The sequence below is a fragment of the Leptothoe sp. EHU-05/26/07-4 genome, assembly GCF_043421015.1.
Lineage (GTDB): Bacteria > Cyanobacteriota > Cyanobacteriia > Phormidesmidales > Phormidesmidaceae > Leptothoe > Leptothoe turfae.
Genome location: NZ_JAXSQV010000001.1, coordinates 242,213 through 260,371, shown reverse-complemented (window position 1 = coordinate 260,371; position 18,159 = coordinate 242,213). Strand labels below are relative to the sequence as shown.

Here is an 18,159-nt window from a genome sequence, read left to right as displayed (position 1 = left end):
CATTTAGAGTCTAGACACTCTTCTTTACTCGCTTTAGTCCTTCTGCACCGCCCACCCTGCTCACATCCTGTTCCAGCTTGGTCACTTTAATATCCTTAATCTCATCCTCCATGGCTTGGTCCAGGTTGCTGATGTAGTAAGACATGCTGTGATCAGCAATCAAGTCAAGGCCTGACTCGAATGCGCTTTTAACTAAACCCATAAACCCATCAAAGGCTCGGTAAATAGCCTTGTAGTTATCGACTAAAAATCCCTTTGAGTTAAAGTACTTTTCGGTTCCCAAGTGACCATAGAGATGCATTGGGTTGCGCAATGAAAACGGCGGTGGCACATGGGGAACAACATCATTGTTGTTAACAAAGCGAAAAGCCCGACCTGACAAGTTTTTATTGAGTTGTCGGCTAAAGGTAAGATCGCCTACACGAGGTTGTCCAAAGGTGTATAAGCCTGCAACGTTAAAACCATTTTCTTGCAGTGATGCTGCAGCCATGGTGGCTAATGCACCTCCCAAACTATGCCCAGTAATGATTAATGGTGGTAGTTTTGCGGCAGTACCACTGACCTTTTGCCAACGTTCAATTTGTTTGAGAACGTCTCGTTCAATATCTGCCCAACCAAGAAAGAATCCTGTGTGAACTTTACCCTTGTAGGACGATACGGTGGTTTTGCCAGCCCGCCGAATTGTAAAGTTACGCAGTTTCATATCTAAATTTGTGGTCCAATCACGGATCTCTTGAGTACCGCGAAATACTAACACCATGCATTCGTTAGTTCGAAAGATAAAAGCCTGGGTATCACGTTTCCTAGCGTTGAAATATCGAAAGTTATTACGAATGTCGATTTTCCAGAGCTCTGCGATTTTAGCCACATATCTCACATCTTCGTATACTAGCCGAGATGCTTTTGCCAAACTGAGGGCAAGCTTAGTGCTGTAATGGCTAACATCTCCTAGTTTCTCAAAATCACCTTCTTTATAGGGAGATCGCAAAATGCGATAACCAAACTTTTCAAACAGCTGTCTGACACCGTCAAAACCGTGGTCATAAATGTAGTTATAAAGCTGATCGTAAACTCTCGAATCACAGTTATGACGATAGGTCTCGTCTGCAATTAGCCTGATCCAATAGTTGAGCCAGGGTTTTACTTCCTTTACACTAAATGCCTTAGATTCAACCATGTAGCCAAAATGCTCTAGACCGTTGAGCATTTGGTTAAACCAGTCCCGCATCGATGTTTCTGCGTAATACTCTTCTATGTCAGATATCTGCTTTTCATGGTCAGATGTCGATTGATCAAGTTTTTCCTTACGATTTTTTCGCTCTTTAGAACTGCCCAAAGCTTCGTTCAAGAGCTGATTTGTTACCCTAAATGTCTTGCTTTTTGCTGCTGCTGTCTCAGGTATGTTGAGCGGATAGTCTCGATATTCTTCAAAGGCCAAAATACTTAACGCGCTGGAAATACCAGGATCATTTTCAAACTCCCGTGTGGCTCGCCGTAGAAAATCAATGCGTTGCCATTGGTGGTACTTACTATAACTACGCACACCATAGGCCAAGGCGATGGCACTAAGGCCTACTGCGGCGGCAAATGCCCCCTGAATCCGTAAAAACCATTGCCGTTGAGTGGCTTCAATGGTTTCAAGGCTATCGCCATTTGGGGTTTGCGGTGTCTGAGCTTCATGGTCAAGCAGTGGCGAAATGCTGTCTTCAACCTGATTGATGGCAATGTTGCTTTCTGCCTTAGGTTCTGGAGTTGCTGGAGCGGCTCCCATCAACAGTACACTACCCATAAGTGCTGCTGTTCTGACTGAAAGAATACTCACTGAAAAACGCACCATAGTCTACTAATGAACCAAATTGCTTCGATGCTACCGAAGCCTGAACTCGTTTGTTGTAAAGGATAATGAAAATTGATGTATCTGATACCTGGCCGCAGGATACTGGGGGTGCGATCGCAATTCAAAACCGTTTGCGCAGCCAGGTAATCACCACCGACCAATTTGCAGCAATCACCACTGTGGCAGGCATTGATGCAGGCTTTGAGCAGGATGGCACCATCACTCGTGCTGCGGTTGTGGTTTTACAGCTGCCGGAACTAACACTGCTAGAACAGGCAATCGCCTATCGCCCCACGACATTTCCCTATGTGCCTAGCCTGCTATCGTTTCGCGAAATGCCGACGGTATTAGATGCCCTGAGGCAGCTAATCCTGGAGCCCGATTTAATCCTCTGTGATGGTGCAGGCATTGCGCATCCCCGCCGATTAGGCATTGCCAGCCATCTGGGGGTGCTGATGGATAAACCCACCATTGGTGTCGCCAAATCTCGTTTGCTAGGGACCCATGGAGAGTTACCTGCTGACAAAGGAGCCTGGGTGCCGCTAATGGATCGTGGTGAGCGGATTGGAGCTGTGCTGAGAAGCCGCACCGGGACTAAGCCGCTGTTTGTTTCCGCAGGACACCGCATTAGCTTAGAAACTGCCGTTGACTATGTGCTGCAATGTACGCCTAAGTATCGTTTGCCAGAAACCACACGGTTGGCCGATCGGTTAGCGTCAAATCGAGGCCCCATGCCCTCGGTTGGCACCTTCAGGAAAAATCAAGACCAACAAATGAACTTATTTTAATTAATCTCAGCAAGTGTCCAGCCTGATTGACTGACAAAAGATACTGTCTCTAGTGTTAAAGTGACTGTCAGTTATGGATTGTAGAAAATAAACAAGGAAGCGGGAGCCCAGCACTCTAGAATTAGATACCACTCAAATTATAGAAACGCTGTGAAAAAAACTCCCGTCTCTACGATGCCTTGAAAGCCTGGCTAGGTCAAGGCGCAAACTGGGTACATCTGACTCATTTAACGACCTGCCTATGGATGGTTGTCGCGCTGATTCATACCGGTGAAGTGAACCTAACGAAGTGGGCCAAGTATATCCCCTGCCGAGGGCAGTACGCGCAGAGTCGTCAACGTCGTATTCGTCGCTGGCTCGGGAATCCCCGCATCAATGTACATCGGCTGTACAAGCCCATCATTCAAGCTGCGTTGGCGAATTGGGACGACGAGTGTCTGTATGTGAGCTTGGACACTACCCAGTGTTGGGATGAGTATTGTTTGATTCGGTTAGCCGTGGTTCACCGAGGACGCGCCCTCCCGTTGTCTTGGCGTGTGCTCAGGCATTCGAGTGCAACCGTTGGCTTCAGCGAGTATCACGAGATGTTAATTCATGCGGCTCGATACCTGCCGAAGGCCGTGAAGGGTGTTCTGCTGGCGGACCGAGGATTTATTCACACTGATGCAATGCAAGCACTGGGCCAATTGGGGTGGCACTATCGCATTCGACTCAAGAGCAACACGTGGTTATGGCGCTCTACCGGAGGCTGGATACAACCGACCTCAGTTCATCTGGCTGCTGGTGACGTACGCTGTTTCCACACGGTTAAACTACACAAACGACAGTGGTATGGGCCAGTCCATGTCATCGTTGGTCGCAATCCTCTCAATGGCGACCTCTGGGTCGTTGTCAGCGATGAACCCACTACGCTCAAAACATTGCAGGAGTATGGCTTACGCTTCGATATCGAGGAACTTTTCAAGGATGAGCAGTCCAGCGGTTGGAATTTGCAAAAGTCCGAGATTCGTTCGGTTTGTGACCTCTCACGCTTATGTTTCATTTTAGCGCTCGCGACACTTTACGTGACCGCGCAGGGCGTTGCTGTCGTTGAGTCAGGCAAGCGGCGATGGGTTGATACTCATTGGTTTCGCGGCAACAGTTATTTTCGCATTGGTCTCGATTGGATTCAGGCGGCCTTACTCGATGGCTGGCAGCTAGTGAATCGTGTTTTATTCTCATCTAACACCGACCCTGACCCGGCGATGGCCTCTCGCTGGCAGCATGAAAAACGGTCCTTTCAGTTTGAATTTCAGGTCTTTACTACTCTGTTCAATCCTGACTAAACTTTTGTCAGTCAATCAGGTGTCCAGCATGATTCAAAGTTGGGTAAAAAGGTTCTAATATCCGAATCACTAAAACTCCGGATTACAAGAACTTAGTCTAGTAATGTTAGCTACAGACAAGAATTGAATTAGAAGGGTTTGTCTACCTCGCTATCTATCAAGTGTGATAGATGAGATTTCATTTGTTTCAATGAGCGTAAGAAATCTAAAATGCAACCCTCTTCTAATGCGTTTCCTCGAAAGTTTTTGCGATTAAGCTTGCTAGTCCTGCTATTAAATTGTTTGACATTACTGCCTAATTTACAAAATAGATTGAAATACAGTTTAACGGAATATACACCAACAAGTGGAACAGGGCGTCCATCAGAAAAGCCACCTAGAATTCCAACTATTGCTGTGGGTGAACCCGATGTAAAAAGTTTACTGACTTCATAATAAACTAAAACGTTTGTGCTTAAAATATGATCCTATTAAGGGTCGTTTTTTACAGCTTCCATTTTAACTCACAGATGGTACCTTCTTGAAGTGAAAATCTACGATCAAATGTCCCATTTAGTGTTTTAGCAAGTTTTAATGCCCTTTTAGTTCCTTGGCCTGACTGATTAGTATTGTCTAAGGATCTAATAACTCCATTATCCTGTATGGTCAAGACATAAGTATTGTCTTGAGACTCTCCTTTTACTGCCAATATTGTGGGGCTAATAGCATGCTTTCCTACATTGTTAATTGCTTCTTCTAGGAATCTACAGAGTGCTCTCTTTTTAGAAAAATCATCTGTTTTTATTGGGATTTCTTCAAAAGATCTTAGACTTATTTTAAGTGTTTTGAATCCTGGAAAATCTCGTTCTAAAGTGATTTCATAAACTTGATAAAAAAGCTCATGAAGATCATTCTTAAGATCTAGAACTTCTCGGACTGAATTGTCTAAATATAGACTTTGTTTATAAGCAAGTGATTCCCCTCTTAATTCCTCACCAATGCCTCGAATATCTTGGCTAAGTTTTTCTAGTTTTCTTTCAAGATCAAGCAGATTTATCTCCTTTTTTCTTGTGCTCTTTAAAATGATAGATAGATCTTGCAATGGTCCATTATGGATGATTTCAAAAGTTCTTTCGATCACTTTTCTTCGCATATTATCTTGATATTTAAGTAAGCAGTGAAAAAATGGATTCAATGCAAAAATAAATCCTAATGGAATAGCGGTGATCCAGTAACCATAGAAAGCTAGAGCACCGTAACTCAGTACAAAAAGGATAAATATCAATAGTATTGATGTTCTAATCAACTTAAACAGTGAATCCTGTCTAATGAATATTGGTGTACTGCAAATTATTATAAAAAGATACTCGTATATTTCCTTCCAAGTCCTAATTAATGGTCTGTTATCTAACACCGCACTAACAATATTACTAACAAACTGAGCTCTGATATGTAGGCCATGCATCTGAGATCGGATAGGAGAATCTAATCTAGATCTTTTCCTGGGATTAGTTATGCCAATAATGACAATTTTATCTTTGATATCTAAAGAACTAAAATTTAGCTGTTCAAAACTATTAAGATTAATTGTTCGAAAGGGAGAAGTATCCTTTTGGCTATTTCTATAATTAACTAAAGCTTGTATTCCACCTGCATCAATACGACTATAGCCACCTGTGTTTGGCAATAATACTGGTATTTCAATGTCTCCAAATTTCATGGCAACGGGATCATTTTCTCCATTGCTGAGTGTGTATCCTTGTTCTTGAAGATATAATTTAGAAACAAGCAGGGAAAATGAAAACTTGAATTCATCTTGCTGTTGAAAACCTGGTGACGCAAGCAGCATTCGTCTAGCAATTAGGTCATTTTCATCTATTACAACATCAACAAAACCTACCTTTGTTGGATCTGTATCAGCTAATGGATAAAAGAAGGGAGGTATTATTTTTTCTGCAACTATGACGTTTTCATAACTCGCTAAAAAATTACTTAGCTCCTTTTTTGAGGTACTAGACTCTTCAACGAGATCACTCAATATATTAAGACCTATAACTGTAGGCTGATATTCTTGAATATTAGTAATTAAGGAAATTAAATCTGCTACTAATAGCCTGGAAGAATCTTTTTCTTGAAAAAGGTTATCAGAATTAATCTCTACTAAGATGATTCGGCTATCTTGTGGTTCTGGTTTACGTATCTTTAAAAGAAAATCAAAATAAATTATCTCTAAGGGCTCTAACATACCCAAAAGACGAAATAGTAAAATCACTGTTATGATAAAAAAACCAGTGGATGCTTTGACAGCTAAATGTGTTAATTGATTTTTCAGCATTGGTTGATTAACTCACTAGTTATCACCAACAACATCTTCAATTAAGCCCATCTTTCGGGCTTCAATGCCTGTTTGAATTCGGAGGTTGATATGCCCATTATAGTTGTCTGGATAAATGCCTAAAGCATCCTGTAGTTTATTAAAATAGACTCTAACTGTACGGGTGGAAATAGACATTTCTTCTGCAATAGCTTTATCTTGTAATCCTTGTTCAAAAGCTAACTTTAAGACTTGAAACCATTCAGGTCTTAACTTAATTCCAGCTCGAATATTTCTAATGTCTTTAGTGTAAGTAATGCCCTGGAGAGCCCACTCAACTCTAGTAACCATTACAGAGGTAGATTGATTTTTGTCAACTACAGTAAATCCACCAATGTGATTTTCAATTTTGCCTATGATTGTGATGAGCCTTTGGAGGTGACTGCTGAGAACAGTAAAGTTTAAGCTCTTATTCTGCCCCATGAGCTTCTCAAGCAGTGTTAATCCTACTTCAGTTTTAGAAGGGGCATTTTCCGAGAAGGGAATTGAAAGATCAAGCAAAAGGAGGTTAGGAATAAATTCGTGTACTTTTTCATAAGCACTTTTTGCTGTAGAGGCTGTTATAAGTTTAGCTTTTGGAAAAGTATTTTGTAGTGCGTTTGCAGTAGCGTTGAGGATTAGTTCATGGTCGTCAATAATCAGAAAGGTTACATCTGAAGGTTGCGGTAGATTTTGCCCAATCATTGCCTTGGAGGAATTTATGAGTTGTTGCTGTGGTTAGTCGCAACATAACTTTGAAAGCCTATTGCATAAGCTTTCAAGTTCGTTACTAAAAGTCCCTGGTGGCTAATGATGATATTGATTCGACAATTAGTGTAAAAAAAATCGACGTTTTCTACTAATTATCGCCATTACGTTGTACTCAAATCATCCTAATAAAACTAGTGTGATGCAAGTATGTAGATGCTACACAGGATAATAACTCAAGCGCTCTTGAAATGGCATCTTCTGTTCAAAACTACGCCTACCTCAAAAGGGTACTTCAAGAGTAAATTTACTTGAGTTATTCAAAGGAATAGCAATGCAACCATCTAAATAAGGCTAGTAATGGCTATATTCAGCTTATTTCTATTGCACAAAAGTGCATAAAATGAAGCGTTTATAGGTACTAGTCAATGTTATTGATTACATCTGACTATACATTAAGAATGCATGAAATCTTGTAGGCCTATGACATATGTTATGTGCATTCTCCTTAGGAGAACGTTACTGGAGGAAATGCATCATGAATATCACTTCATTTTTAAGGACGTCAGCAGAGCCTGCCTTTAGTTTGCTTGCCCGAGTTGAGAAAGAAATCAATGGGTGCGAATCTGGTAAAGTTTATTTTCAAGGTACATATTGGCCAGCAAGACTCAAGCAACCTAGTTGTTCCAATCCAATATTGCCTGGAACTAAGGTTCGAGTATTAGGTAGAGAGAGTCTAACGCTTTTGGTCGCTCCGATGCGACACAATGCTACAAATCGCATATGTGTTCAGCAGACTCGACTACAGCTCTATTTACCTATGGCTAGGTCAATAATTTCAGTTGATTAACAATCGTAACCCTTGGCAATGCTGTTTACTCTAATGTCAGAAGTGACAAGTTCTTAGTAATCCAGAGTCTCTGCTACTAAGAACTTGTCACTTTCTAGCAAAAATCTTTAGCTTACTTTTTTTAAGTTAACAACACCCTACGTTATGGTCTGATTTTGATAACAAGGTTCTAAATATGTTGAACCTTATCCTCTACAGGAAAACGTACCTTGGGTAAATGGGCATATTTATCCTCGTCCAAACGGTATCCGGCAGCGCACACCACCACCGAGCGATAACCCATCTCTGGCAACCCCAGAATTTCGTCGTACTGATCCGGCATAAATCCTTCAATGGGGCAGGTGTCGATACCCAGTAGGGCTGCACTGACCATCAGCTGCCCCAGGGCAATATACACCTGACGGGTGGACCAGCTATCAACATCGGGTATCCCCTTCATAAAGCCCTTGACCACATTACTGAAGCCTTGAAGGGACTCCAGGTCCACACCCCGGACTTCTGATATACGAGCCATCGAGCGATCTACATCTGTTTCGTCTAGCCCAGTTTTGATGGCGAGCACCACCAGATGAGACGCATCCAGGACCTGAGACTGCTTCCAGGTAAATTCCAGTAGCTTTTGTCGAATGGCTACGTCATCCACCACAAAGAACTTCCAGGGTTCTAGACCAAATGAGGAAGGGGCTAAAACTAAACTTTGCTCCAGGGCTGACCAGGTCTCTGCTGGAATTTTTTTACTTGCATCAAACATCTTGGTGGCATAACGCCAGTTAAGGGCTTCGAGGACAGATTCACTTGAAAAATTTGGGGCAGCCATGAAAAATACCGGTTCAACATGGCTTTTATAGCAGTTATGGGGGGATTTCAACACACAACTAAGATACTCAACCAGAATTAACGCTATGGGCATGCTGATGAGATATCATACGCAATCCTGACTGATAGCGTTCGGTATCGAAAGGCATCCACAAGGGAATGCCCCGACAGGGTTGTCCATTTTTAATTGGATTGAATGAATTCGGATTTGGTATCAGTTGCTCCTAATGGCCATAGCAGTTGTATGGCAGAGTTTGTTCTATGGTTGTCTCTTTATGGGATTGCGATCGCGTTTGCAACGCTTAGGATCTTTTAGAATGTCTTAAATTTTTGAGTGCCGCTAACGCAAACTGCTCTTCAGCTTCCCCTTGCAGTAGGTGAACCATGAATTTTCCCAGTTCGGTTTTAGGACTAATACCTGTTTCCTTTTCAAAAATAACGGCTAAATTCTTCACAGCCTCTGCTCTGCTAAAACAATAGTGCATTTCCTTGTCAAGCGTATCCTTGCTAGTCTGTAGCTTCTCATTGAGTTGGCTTTGGATGGATGCTTGCAGCTGAGCCCATTCCTGGGTCTGTTTAGTTGGATGACCTAAGACATGCATGCTCCACTCGTGCTCAATTTCACAGAGCCAAAAATTTAGGGGGGCATGATAGGTGGCTTTTACAAGAATCCGCAGTAATGTATATCGATCTTTAGCCTGGGTTAGTGGCGATGTCCATAACAATTGGCAATACTTAGTGGCATCTGATGGAATCTCAACAGATTCTATAGGGGTTTCTATCTTAGAGGGCTTATTGCGGTGGTTACGAAATTGAGTCCAGCCCTTATGCACAAGACGGCGAATCTCTTCAATTGAGAAATCCATGCCCTGAAGCTCATAGATTTGTTGAATTTGAGCTTCAGTAAAACCGCTAATGTATTTGAGTCTTAGCGCTGTGAACTGTGGCGAAAAGCTGGCGGTAGAGAGATGATTCATCGCTCTACCGATTTTTGCTAAGCAGTCACGGGCACGGCTATCTGGTAATGAATCTTTTGCAAGAGAGGGTCCGTCTGTGTGTAACTGCCATTCATTTTCTAAATTAGCCTGGTTTAGCAAAAGACAATAATTGATCAAACGGCTCAAGGCGCTGAGGCTATTAACATAGCGATCAGGACGAATATAACAGTGTTGAAAAACCACCGACATAGACGCTATTAGATCCTTAACCATCAACGCCTGCAGTGGCTGAGTCCGTAAGCTATCGATTTTTTGATAAATAGCGTAATTGAAGGCGAATAATGAATGTAAAACATCACTACGGGGAGAAAATAATCCCTGTAATCTTCGATATATCAATATGTCAGACAGGGTAGAAGAAATACTTTGAGTAGAGGGTTTTATGATCTCCAGTTCTTCTTTGCCAATTCGCTCTAAAAGATCGCTTCTTGAGGAATACCCAAGTTTTGTAGCTAACTTTTCTAAACGTTCCCAAGCATTGTCAGAGAGAGAAATATTACGGCGTTTGCGTCGCTGACTTTCATCGGTCAAGGTTGGTGGACGACCACGCTTGGGTTTGGAGATAGGGACAGGTGATACGCTCTCGGGTGAGTTAAAGGATTCAGCATCAGGTTTTGCTGACAAGGGCATGTGCTTTTACCTTGAATCTGCAGCTAAGCACCTATTGAATTAGGTTACGTAATAAACAGGTATAACATTAATCTATACAAATAATGTGGTCAGACTGGCCCTTGTATTAATCATTCATGACTATTTATCACGGCTAACCAAAGCCGACTGCTTTAAAGTTACGTAATTAAATAGGTATATTGCTATCAGTGAATGGCTCCATAGGACTTCATTCTCAATTATTTGATGTTTAGAGACTATTTAAAGCTGAATTATATTTACACGTAGGTAATTTGGAAGTGACCTTATTTGTAAGGATTGCTCACACTTCTAATGCACAAATGAGTAGAAAAACCTATAAAGAGTAGTATTACTTATATGAAACCATGATAAATTTAATTGCGTAACTTACGTAGCCTAATTATGCTTGCCTGCCAGTTAAGTATTTGTGTTTGGTGAAAGGCAAGTTTCAGGATATAGAAAGGTGGTTTTCTTGAATGTCTGTTTTAGCGATCGCATGCCAGTTTTTCGCTTGGCTGTGATGCTTTTGAAGCATCGTTTGAGAATGGTGGAGAGTTTCTGTAGATGTTGCTTTTGAATAGTCTTTGGTTATTGGGCCGATGGATCGAAAACAGCTGGAATGTATGGCGGTTAGTGAAGTTGTTGTTGAATTACTAAATGGATCACGATTAGTGATGCCAGAAGGCGTCGCTATCATCTTTATTCACTGGCTTAAATGTTTGACTGCTAATGGTTTTAGCGATGTGACTATCACCAGTAAAAAGCAGAAACATGAAATTGTGATGCAACTGGGCGCAGGAAGTGTTATCCAAACTAAGGTTCCCTTTCATCAAGCTGAAGATATCCGAAAGCGCCTGGCGAGCTGATCTTGTAAGGGTTCCTGATTTCTGTTGGAGGTGAGTAAGTTAGCTTAGACAGTAACAATAAATATGGTTGTTGATTGCAGAGAATGCAACAGGCCGGGCTCTGATGACTATGAGCTCGGCCTGTCCTTTAAGTAAAGGCTTTTAGAATATAGTTTGGAGATGATCTCAATGAGCTTTAAAAAAGAGTATCGTCAACTACCTACAGAAGGAATAGTGGTTGAGATTGTTCGTAAAAGTGAAGAGTGGCGTGTTCAGGTATATGGTGTGTATTGGTTTGCCAAGGCAAACAGGCATCTAGACTTTAATCCAGGAGATATTGTTCGAGTTGTTGGCCGTAGAGGGAATAAACTGATTATTGACAAGCAAAAATGTGAATCACTTTACACTATTGACGATCACTGACACAGCAAGTGTAATATGGGTTCCAATAATTACTCAAAGTCAGACGCCAGAAACCAGTAAGGTTCTGCATTCTGGCGTCTGACTTGTGGCATCTGACTCGTGGCATCTATAGCGCTTTGCTCTTCATCGTTCGCCCTTAGCGTTCTCGAAGAGTAGAGTAGTCTACCCTTGGGAAAAAAGTCCCGTTTTGAGTTGATACCCGTGATTAGAGCTATGAATCACCCAATAAACATCCGATTATGCTGTCGGTCATAGTGCAATTCGCCACAGGTGATCATGTTGTGTAAACTGCTACCTAATGAAGGCATAATTTCACAAATGGGGGAATGTAGCTGCTGAGAACATTCCTGGGCTAGTTCATAAAGACCATAAGAATGTGCTTTGAGTAATTTAGGTACTAACTGGCTAATGTTCGACACTAGACTTTTATCAGAGGTGAATTTCATGAGCACATATACCTAACGCTTCCCCTTAATTACGCCATAGGAATCGTTAATCTAGTGTGAGCTTGTACAGTCTGTTGAGAAAACTTCAAGATCCCACACCAGATGTTATTTTTCTTTGAATTTCCCTCAGAGACAAATTTGTTTTGAGGATCTGATACCCAATCCGAATAAAGAAAAAACAGCCCTTGACAAGATTGTCAGAGACTGTTTGATGTGTTGTATTAACGTTGTGTTCGGTCTCAAATAAGAAGCCCTCTATGGACGCTAAGGCTCACAGAGGACTTCGGTTTAGATATAAAGTTTAGGCGATAAGGCCATATGTTTGTATAGACATATGGTCAGAGATAGAGCGTTATGCAATAAATCGTTTCATCTATGAATCCACCCTATGACAGCATGAACCATGCGACACATGTGAGCGGTGAACCCCACTGACCCTTAATATAATCGTCAATTTTCCTTGGATTGTGCTTGGGCTCACAGCCAGATAAGAGCGTTGCCTCTGTGATTCATGCAATTTATGCATGAATCTAATTATGACCTATCCCTACCTGCCATAATCGGAATGTCATCCAGCCCCCACGGTTATGAAACTAGTGCTCAAAGCACTCATTCGCAGCTATCAGATTTTAATTTCCCCCCTGTTGCCCGCGACCTGCCGCTACACACCCAGTTGTTCAAGCTATGCCCTGGTTGCTATCGAGCGCTTTGGCCCGTTGCGTGGTAGTTGGATGGCTATTAAACGCATTGTCCGCTGCAATCCTTGGCATGAAGGGGGCTACGATCCGGTCCCTTTGATGCCGATGGTGGGCAAAACTGACCTCAGCGATTTAGTGCTCACTAACGAAGTGTCCGCCAAAGTGTCCGCTAAACCCCTGGATGACGCTCAAGAAACATCCACACCCAATCAAGACTAGTCGTTTCTACCAACTCAGCTCTAGACCAGGTAGAGCCTTTCTAACCCACCCCCAGCCCCAGCCCCAGTATGAAACGAGTCAACCTCAATGAGTTAAAAGACCAGGGAGTTTCCCACAATACCGCCATTCGTAAAAAAGTCATGTTACGGCCAGGAGATATTCCTCACCTGACTAACTTTTCCCAGGCGACATTTGCTCCGGGGCAGGTGGCTAGCGCCCATGCCCACTCGGATATGTATGAGGTGTTTTTTGTGTCAGCGGGTAGTGGCACAATGGCTGTGAATGGCATGGACCAAGCCCTGTTGCCAGGGGTGTGCATTCTGGTGGAGCCCGGCGATGTTCATGAGGTGACGAATACGGGGGCAGAGCCCCTGGTGCTGACTTATTTTGGGATCACATAATGCCCTATGATGTGCCGCCGCCGCCGTTGGATAATCCTGTTTACCTAAACCATCGGCGTTGGATGCTGCGGGCCTTGGCACTGGCAGAAGTGGCTGGGGAGGCAGGCGAAGTGCCGGTGGGTGCTGTGCTGGTGGGTCCTAATGATGACGTCATTGCTGAAGCCGTTAACCGTCGAGAGCGGGATCATGACCCCACCGCCCATGCCGAAATTTTAGTGCTGCGTCAGGCGGGACAATCGTTACAGAATTGGCATCTCAATGACTGTCGTTTATACGTCACGTTAGAACCCTGTCCGATGTGTGCTGGTGCAATTGTGAATGCGCGGTTGGGTTTACTAGTGTATGGCGCAGACGACCCCAAAACCGGGGCCGTACGCTCTGTTATCAATGTGCCAGATGGACCAGCGTCTAATCATCGATTAGCCGTACAGGGGGGAATTCTCGCATCTTCCTGCCAGCAGCAGTTAAAAAACTGGTTTCGGCAGAGACGGCGGTAAAACTGTCCTGTCCACTGACAGAGCTAACCTAAAGATAGGTATATGGTATGTATACAAATGTGGAGTTGAGTATCGTCGGGCACATGGCTCACAATACCTATATCCCCTTTGGGTGTTTTCTTCATTGTCCTGAGTATCGCTAATGGCCTTTAGTCCACAATTTTTGCTTCCTAGACAGCCAGCACCCCAATCACGGACTATCCTCTGTCAATCGAAGCTATCCCCCTGGCTTACTCCGTTAGCCTACAAAATTGGTGAGAAGGTTCTTCTGCCGAACTTTTTTAAGACTATTCGCATCACTGGTCAGGAAAATATCCCCACCAGCGGTCCGGTTGTGTATGCGCCGACCCATCGTTCCCGGTGGGATCCTTTGTTGATAGGGTTGGTGGGCCATCAGTCAACGGGGCGTTACTTGCGGTTTATGGTGACGGCAGATGAATGCTTGGGTCTACAGGGCTGGGCTATTAAGCAACTGGGTGGGTTTCCGGTGAATGTGAGGAGACCTGCGATCGCAACTCTACGCCATGGCATGCAGCTCCTGAAAAACCAAGAAACCCTGGTTATTTTTCCGGAGGGTAATATTTTTCGGGAAGAGCAGGTCCAGCGTCTTAAGCCTGGCCTAGCCAGATTAGCCCTACAGGCTGAGCAGTCTACATCCAATCTGGGGGTTAAGGTTTTACCCATTTCTCTAGCCTACGACAGCCTTCATCCCAGCTTTGGTAGCAGTACCGAGATCCGCATTGGTCAGCCATTAACTGTTAGCAACTACCTGCACACAGGGTCAGCTAAGCGACAGGCAACCCTCCTGACAGCAGACCTAAAGCAATCGTTAGAAGCGTTATCTCGATGTGAGCAACCGTTAGCATTGGCGGCGTAATCGCCACCGAAAAAAATTACGGCTCTCAGCGGCTACAAACGGCCTCAATTATCTGTTGTTGCATGGCAGCCAGTTCTGCCGAGGGCGTGTTGACGTTAAATAACGCTTGAATAGCATCTAAACGCAGTCCCTGGTCAACAAAATAGTCAGCGTGCTGGATGGCCACCCAATCTTCAGTGGGGCTCCAATCTTCAGTGAGTAAATCAGGATCTTTGGGAATGGTATTTAATGCCAGCTCGTTACTAATCTGTTGACGGAAATCTTCAGGTAACAGGCGAAAATCGGGAAACTTGGCTGGATTCTCGGCACCAGCATCTAAATAAACCTCTAACCGATAAATGGTATCAGATTGTAGTGGTTCACCACCGTACATCACATGACTGGTGGTCGATGCAGGAATATACTCCCAGAAGACTTCATTCGTGGCCTCATCCCGTAGAGCTAGCTTTTTAATGCTGCCGGGTTTGAAAACAATCACAGGCTGCTCGTGCCAAATTGCCGGCGTCCCTTCACCCGCCGTAGCCGGTGCGATAATGCACAGGTCGCCACGGGAAATTAGCGGTGGATCTTCATCGTCATTATCCAACAGACGTCTGACGATACTGTTTAACTGTGAGGCTGCCTGTGCCTCAGCAGTGGGCACCGTGGTAGGCACGATTGATGCCAATAGAACCCCTAAGGATGAACATAGTAATTTGGTATATACAGATGCTCTAATCATTGTTATTTCCTCTTGAATTGTGCAAGTTTTTGTCAGGAAAATTGTGTTTTAGAGTTTCTCTAGCATTGAACTATTGCTGTTTAGGACGAATGCGTTGAAAACCTGGCAAATGGTAAAGCCAGACTGTTGCCGTTGGTAATAACCATGGCATCAGAACAGATGCTGTAATATGCATTTGCAAACCAACTAAACCAGAGGCGGCGCTAAAGAGAATAATGGTGAGCCAGCGCTGTCGCTGCGATAGGTCATGTCGCCTCGCGACAATGGCTGAGCCCGCACCCAGAAAAGACGCCACACCCACCATCCACAGGGTGGGAATGGGAACAACCTGATGACGTTCTAAGAAATGATGTATGGCATAGGCATGGGCTTCAGTGCCTGTAAATCGTCCGGGTGGATAGGTCGATTGTGCAGAATAACGTTGGTGATGCCAGTAAACGACCGCAGGGGGTGGTTCTGTGTAATCTTTGGTATCTCCTAATCCAGCACCACCATAACCACCGGCCCCAATTAAAACAATCTGATTTTTCCAGGTCAGTGATGCAGATGGCTCCAATAGCTCAGACGATGAAATGGTTTGGTAAACCTGGTCGGCTGGGATAGAGAAATCTAAAATTGGCTGTAACCAACGCTGTTTAAGTAGTCGTGATAGAGCAGAGAGATGTTGCTGAGAGAGATTCTGTAATAGTGGATTGTTGGTTGGGCGAGAACTGACGTTAAGAAGTTGTGTCCTCAGATCTGTTGTACTTGAGATCGAGGGCGACAATGAACTGCCGCCTGCCTGTGCCAGGGCGGCTAAATAAGCAAATGGGCAGCGGGTTTGGCAGTCGGTGAGGGGGGGCCTCAGGTAGTGCCACGGGGCGTTGGCATATCCCTGCATGCTCCAGGCCAGATCGGTGACGCCTGACCGGGGACCAATTTCTTCCCCTCGGCTCAGAACCGAGCCTAGCACCAGCCAGATGCCTTGTTCGGCAGCATTTTGCAAGGATTGTCTTAAGATAGGCTCGTTTTCGTCCTGGCGTCGATCAAACAGATAATCAATGCCAATGACCGAACTTTGACCGGATGAAAGAATATCAATCAGTTGAGCAATATAGCGCCAATTCATCTGATATGGGGTAAAACCATCAATTTCCGAGACAGCTTTGTCGTCGATTTGCACCAGTAGTATGGGAGGAGTAGATGATGTGGGAATCTGTTGGGTGACCTGGCGATAAACTGACTGACTGTAGAGACGCTGGGATAGGAGCCAATCTCGTATGGAGGGTGTGATGGAAAGAAGTGCGATCGCACCCAACACCACACCCTGTCGCACACTGGGTAGCCAAGGGTCTAACCGTGCTTTCCAACCAAGCGGTTGTAGTTGAAAGAATGCTGCCCCACGATGACTAAATAAAGAGGGAATTAGGTGTGCCGATGGATAGGTTAACGTACTTTCTGAGCGAAGCGATTGGCTAGCTTTCTGTAAGGCTCTGTGGACATCGTCAAATTGAACTAACCGTCGTAGAAACTGGTTTAAAAAGGCCTGAGCTACCTGATTATGTATCGGTTCTCGCATTACCACAACCTGGTTTAAACCTAAATCCACCAGGGTGTCGGCAATATCAAGACCTTTGCAAGAGTTAAACAGGGCAAACTGTAAGCCATTTTGTTGGGCCTGTTTTAAGTAGGGACCCAGCTCGCGCATCGAGATATTGGCATTGGGGGCAATGGCAATTTCACCCCCAACGCTATCGGCTTCATTACTGTGGCCAAAAAAGAACAACATGTCCCAGCCGTTAGAATCGCTGATTTCACGACAAATCGCCTGGCCCAGATCTGCTACATTCATCCCCGGTCGCCAGCCCACCTGATGGATTTCGGCCAACGTACTCAACGTCTCGATAGCTTGTAAATCTCCAGAGAGATCGAGACCAGTTTCGTCACCAATGATCACCAAGACTCGGGCTTTACGTCGATGTTTTTTGGGGGGTGTTGCTGCTGTGCGAATGTTGGCCGGTAAGCGGGCAATACAAATAGACTGATGCTGACTAAACTCAGCACTGACCTCCCAACTCTCCCAAGGCAGCCGAGAAAGATGTATGGGATTACAGGTGATAAATAGAGTAATGGTTTCAGGGCTGGTTGGATCGATTGTGGCCGCTTTACCCAACTGACGACGAATGGGAAACAGCGGTTCACTGCGGAGCCAACGATGAAATTCCGAAAGAAATTTGGCTTCTGCCTGCACCAACTGGCTATGCCAATCAGTGCGCTTAGAAGAGATTTGGCCAGTAACCCCGGCTCGCCCTCGCATAGGTTGCTCATTATTACCAAAGGCTGACTGGTAATAGCCTAAATAAGCCCGTTGCCAACGCTGGTAGAGTACCGTCAGCTGTTCTGGATAAGGCAGTTGTGCCATGAGCTGTTGCCCCTGTCCCCAAGTCAGCTCAAAGAAGCAGGTCTGGCTTATTTGATTAACGGCTAGGCGATAGGTTTGGGCCATTACGTTCCGGATTGACTAAATCGCAGTATTGCCAATTGTTTGAAAGTTATTCAAGTCGTGAATAAGTTCTAAGTAACCAGAAATATGATGATTTGACACAGTCAATAAATAGACTTATCTGTATTTTCACTGTTTAGATAATAATAAGTATACATAGCTCTATGGATTGAGAAATAAGCGTGAAAACCACTGATGTAGGTGAATGTTCATGTTTATGAACATTTTTATCTATTGGAATATTTATTACTTCTTAATACCTAGCC

At 44.1% G+C, this 18,159-nt stretch carries 17 protein-coding genes; 9 read left to right on the top strand and 8 right to left on the bottom strand.

Going from position 1 to position 18,159, the window contains the following annotated elements; genetic code table 11:
• Positions 1-10 precede the first annotated feature (10 nt).
• Positions 11-1,837, bottom strand: coding sequence for a lipase family protein (locus U2F10_RS01200; protein WP_499870265.1), 1,827 nt, complete (start codon positions 1,835-1,837; stop codon positions 11-13).
• A gap of 65 nt (positions 1,838-1,902) precedes the next feature.
• Between U2F10_RS01200 and nfi the strand changes: the two genes are divergently transcribed.
• Positions 1,903-2,625, top strand: coding sequence for a deoxyribonuclease V (nfi, locus tag U2F10_RS01195; protein WP_499870263.1), 723 nt, complete (start codon positions 1,903-1,905; stop codon positions 2,623-2,625).
• Between the two features lie 179 nt (positions 2,626-2,804).
• On the top strand, positions 2,805-3,950 hold the full coding sequence (locus U2F10_RS01190) for a transposase (RefSeq protein WP_499870261.1): 1,146 nt from the start codon (positions 2,805-2,807) through the stop codon (positions 3,948-3,950).
• 484 nt (positions 3,951-4,434) lie between these two features.
• On the opposite strand, the gene U2F10_RS01185 is transcribed toward U2F10_RS01190, so the two are convergent.
• Positions 4,435-6,264: a CHASE2 domain-containing protein gene (locus tag U2F10_RS01185; protein ID WP_499870259.1), complete on the bottom strand. Its 1,830-nt coding sequence runs from the start codon at positions 6,262-6,264 to the stop codon at positions 4,435-4,437.
• A 15-nt stretch (positions 6,265-6,279) separates the two neighbouring features.
• Positions 6,280-6,987: a LuxR C-terminal-related transcriptional regulator gene (locus U2F10_RS01180; RefSeq protein ID WP_499870257.1), complete on the bottom strand. Its 708-nt coding sequence runs from the start codon at positions 6,985-6,987 to the stop codon at positions 6,280-6,282.
• Between the two features lie 541 nt (positions 6,988-7,528).
• On the opposite strand from U2F10_RS01180, the gene U2F10_RS01175 reads away from it, so the two are divergent.
• Positions 7,529-7,840, top strand: coding sequence for an NfeD family protein (locus U2F10_RS01175; RefSeq protein ID WP_499870255.1), 312 nt, complete (start codon positions 7,529-7,531; stop codon positions 7,838-7,840).
• A 169-nt stretch (positions 7,841-8,009) separates the two neighbouring features.
• Here the strand turns inward: U2F10_RS01175 and U2F10_RS01170 are convergent, their stop codons facing one another.
• Together U2F10_RS01170 and U2F10_RS01165 are read right to left on the bottom strand one after the other, a co-directional pair.
• Entirely contained in the window at positions 8,010-8,657 is a 648-nt protein-coding gene (locus U2F10_RS01170; RefSeq protein ID WP_499865080.1) for an NAD(P)H-dependent oxidoreductase, read from the bottom strand.
• Between the two features lie 301 nt (positions 8,658-8,958).
• Positions 8,959-10,284: a CopG family transcriptional regulator gene (locus tag U2F10_RS01165; protein ID WP_499061539.1), complete on the bottom strand. Its 1,326-nt coding sequence runs from the start codon at positions 10,282-10,284 to the stop codon at positions 8,959-8,961.
• Positions 10,285-10,883: 599 nt separating this feature from the next.
• Here U2F10_RS01165 and U2F10_RS01160 point away from each other — a divergent pair.
• Both U2F10_RS01160 and U2F10_RS01155 read left to right on the top strand, forming a co-directional pair.
• A complete protein-coding gene (locus U2F10_RS01160) occupies positions 10,884-11,150 on the top strand; it encodes a hypothetical protein (protein ID WP_163659455.1) in 267 nt (88 codons plus the stop codon).
• 168 nt (positions 11,151-11,318) lie between these two features.
• The gene (locus U2F10_RS01155) at positions 11,319-11,552 is read left to right on the top strand and encodes an NfeD family protein (RefSeq protein WP_163659456.1); all 234 of its coding nucleotides are present in this window, start codon (positions 11,319-11,321) and stop codon (positions 11,550-11,552) included.
• Between the two features lie 218 nt (positions 11,553-11,770).
• Here the strand turns inward: U2F10_RS01155 and U2F10_RS01150 are convergent, their stop codons facing one another.
• On the bottom strand, positions 11,771-11,998 hold the full coding sequence (locus U2F10_RS01150; protein ID WP_163659458.1) for a hypothetical protein: 228 nt from the start codon (positions 11,996-11,998) through the stop codon (positions 11,771-11,773).
• 587 nt (positions 11,999-12,585) lie between these two features.
• Between U2F10_RS01150 and yidD the strand changes: the two genes are divergently transcribed.
• From yidD to U2F10_RS01130, 4 genes are all read left to right on the top strand, one after another.
• Positions 12,586-12,915, top strand: coding sequence for a membrane protein insertion efficiency factor YidD (gene yidD, locus U2F10_RS01145; RefSeq protein WP_499061538.1), 330 nt, complete (start codon positions 12,586-12,588; stop codon positions 12,913-12,915).
• Between the two features lie 68 nt (positions 12,916-12,983).
• Positions 12,984-13,316: a cupin domain-containing protein gene (locus U2F10_RS01140; protein ID WP_499061537.1), complete on the top strand. Its 333-nt coding sequence runs from the start codon at positions 12,984-12,986 to the stop codon at positions 13,314-13,316.
• Entirely contained in the window at positions 13,316-13,813 is a 498-nt protein-coding gene (tadA, locus tag U2F10_RS01135; RefSeq protein ID WP_163659462.1) for a tRNA adenosine(34) deaminase TadA, read from the top strand. Before U2F10_RS01140 ends, tadA begins: the two co-directional genes overlap by 1 nt.
• 142 nt (positions 13,814-13,955) lie before the next feature.
• On the top strand, positions 13,956-14,690 hold the full coding sequence (locus U2F10_RS01130; RefSeq protein WP_499870253.1) for a lysophospholipid acyltransferase family protein: 735 nt from the start codon (positions 13,956-13,958) through the stop codon (positions 14,688-14,690).
• Between the two features lie 25 nt (positions 14,691-14,715).
• Here U2F10_RS01130 and U2F10_RS01125 read toward each other — a convergent pair whose 3' ends face one another.
• Both U2F10_RS01125 and U2F10_RS01120 read right to left on the bottom strand, forming a co-directional pair.
• Positions 14,716-15,411 (bottom strand): hypothetical protein, encoded by a 696-nt coding sequence (locus tag U2F10_RS01125; RefSeq protein ID WP_163702442.1) that lies wholly within the window; start codon positions 15,409-15,411, stop codon positions 14,716-14,718.
• A 70-nt stretch (positions 15,412-15,481) separates the two neighbouring features.
• Positions 15,482-17,896, bottom strand: coding sequence for a CHASE2 domain-containing protein (locus U2F10_RS01120; protein WP_499870251.1), 2,415 nt, complete (start codon positions 17,894-17,896; stop codon positions 15,482-15,484).
• Positions 17,897-18,159 lie beyond the last annotated feature (263 nt).

What these genes read in the sequence shown, in the direction of transcription:
- U2F10_RS01200 (WP_499870265.1), bottom strand. Translation starts at nt 1,837, where the DNA reads ATGGTGCGTTTTTCAGTGAGTATTCTTTCAGTCAGAACAGCAGCACTT.
- nfi (WP_499870263.1), top strand. Translation starts at nt 1,903, where the DNA reads ATGAAAATTGATGTATCTGATACCTGGCCGCAGGATACTGGGGGTGCG.
- U2F10_RS01185 (WP_499870259.1), bottom strand. Translation starts at nt 6,264, where the DNA reads ATGCTGAAAAATCAATTAACACATTTAGCTGTCAAAGCATCCACTGGT.
- U2F10_RS01180 (WP_499870257.1), bottom strand. Translation starts at nt 6,987, where the DNA reads ATGATTGGGCAAAATCTACCGCAACCTTCAGATGTAACCTTTCTGATT.
- U2F10_RS01175 (WP_499870255.1), top strand. Translation starts at nt 7,529, where the DNA reads ATGAATATCACTTCATTTTTAAGGACGTCAGCAGAGCCTGCCTTTAGT.
- U2F10_RS01170 (WP_499865080.1), bottom strand. Translation starts at nt 8,657, where the DNA reads ATGGCTGCCCCAAATTTTTCAAGTGAATCTGTCCTCGAAGCCCTTAAC.
- U2F10_RS01165 (WP_499061539.1), bottom strand. Translation starts at nt 10,284, where the DNA reads ATGCCCTTGTCAGCAAAACCTGATGCTGAATCCTTTAACTCACCCGAG.
- U2F10_RS01160 (WP_163659455.1), top strand. Translation starts at nt 10,884, where the DNA reads ATGGATCGAAAACAGCTGGAATGTATGGCGGTTAGTGAAGTTGTTGTT.
- U2F10_RS01155 (WP_163659456.1), top strand. Translation starts at nt 11,319, where the DNA reads ATGAGCTTTAAAAAAGAGTATCGTCAACTACCTACAGAAGGAATAGTG.
- U2F10_RS01150 (WP_163659458.1), bottom strand. Translation starts at nt 11,998, where the DNA reads ATGAAATTCACCTCTGATAAAAGTCTAGTGTCGAACATTAGCCAGTTA.
- yidD (WP_499061538.1), top strand. Translation starts at nt 12,586, where the DNA reads ATGAAACTAGTGCTCAAAGCACTCATTCGCAGCTATCAGATTTTAATT.
- U2F10_RS01140 (WP_499061537.1), top strand. Translation starts at nt 12,984, where the DNA reads ATGAAACGAGTCAACCTCAATGAGTTAAAAGACCAGGGAGTTTCCCAC.
- tadA (WP_163659462.1), top strand. Translation starts at nt 13,316, where the DNA reads ATGCCCTATGATGTGCCGCCGCCGCCGTTGGATAATCCTGTTTACCTA.
- U2F10_RS01130 (WP_499870253.1), top strand. Translation starts at nt 13,956, where the DNA reads ATGGCCTTTAGTCCACAATTTTTGCTTCCTAGACAGCCAGCACCCCAA.
- U2F10_RS01125 (WP_163702442.1), bottom strand. Translation starts at nt 15,411, where the DNA reads ATGATTAGAGCATCTGTATATACCAAATTACTATGTTCATCCTTAGGG.
- U2F10_RS01120 (WP_499870251.1), bottom strand. Translation starts at nt 17,896, where the DNA reads ATGGCCCAAACCTATCGCCTAGCCGTTAATCAAATAAGCCAGACCTGC.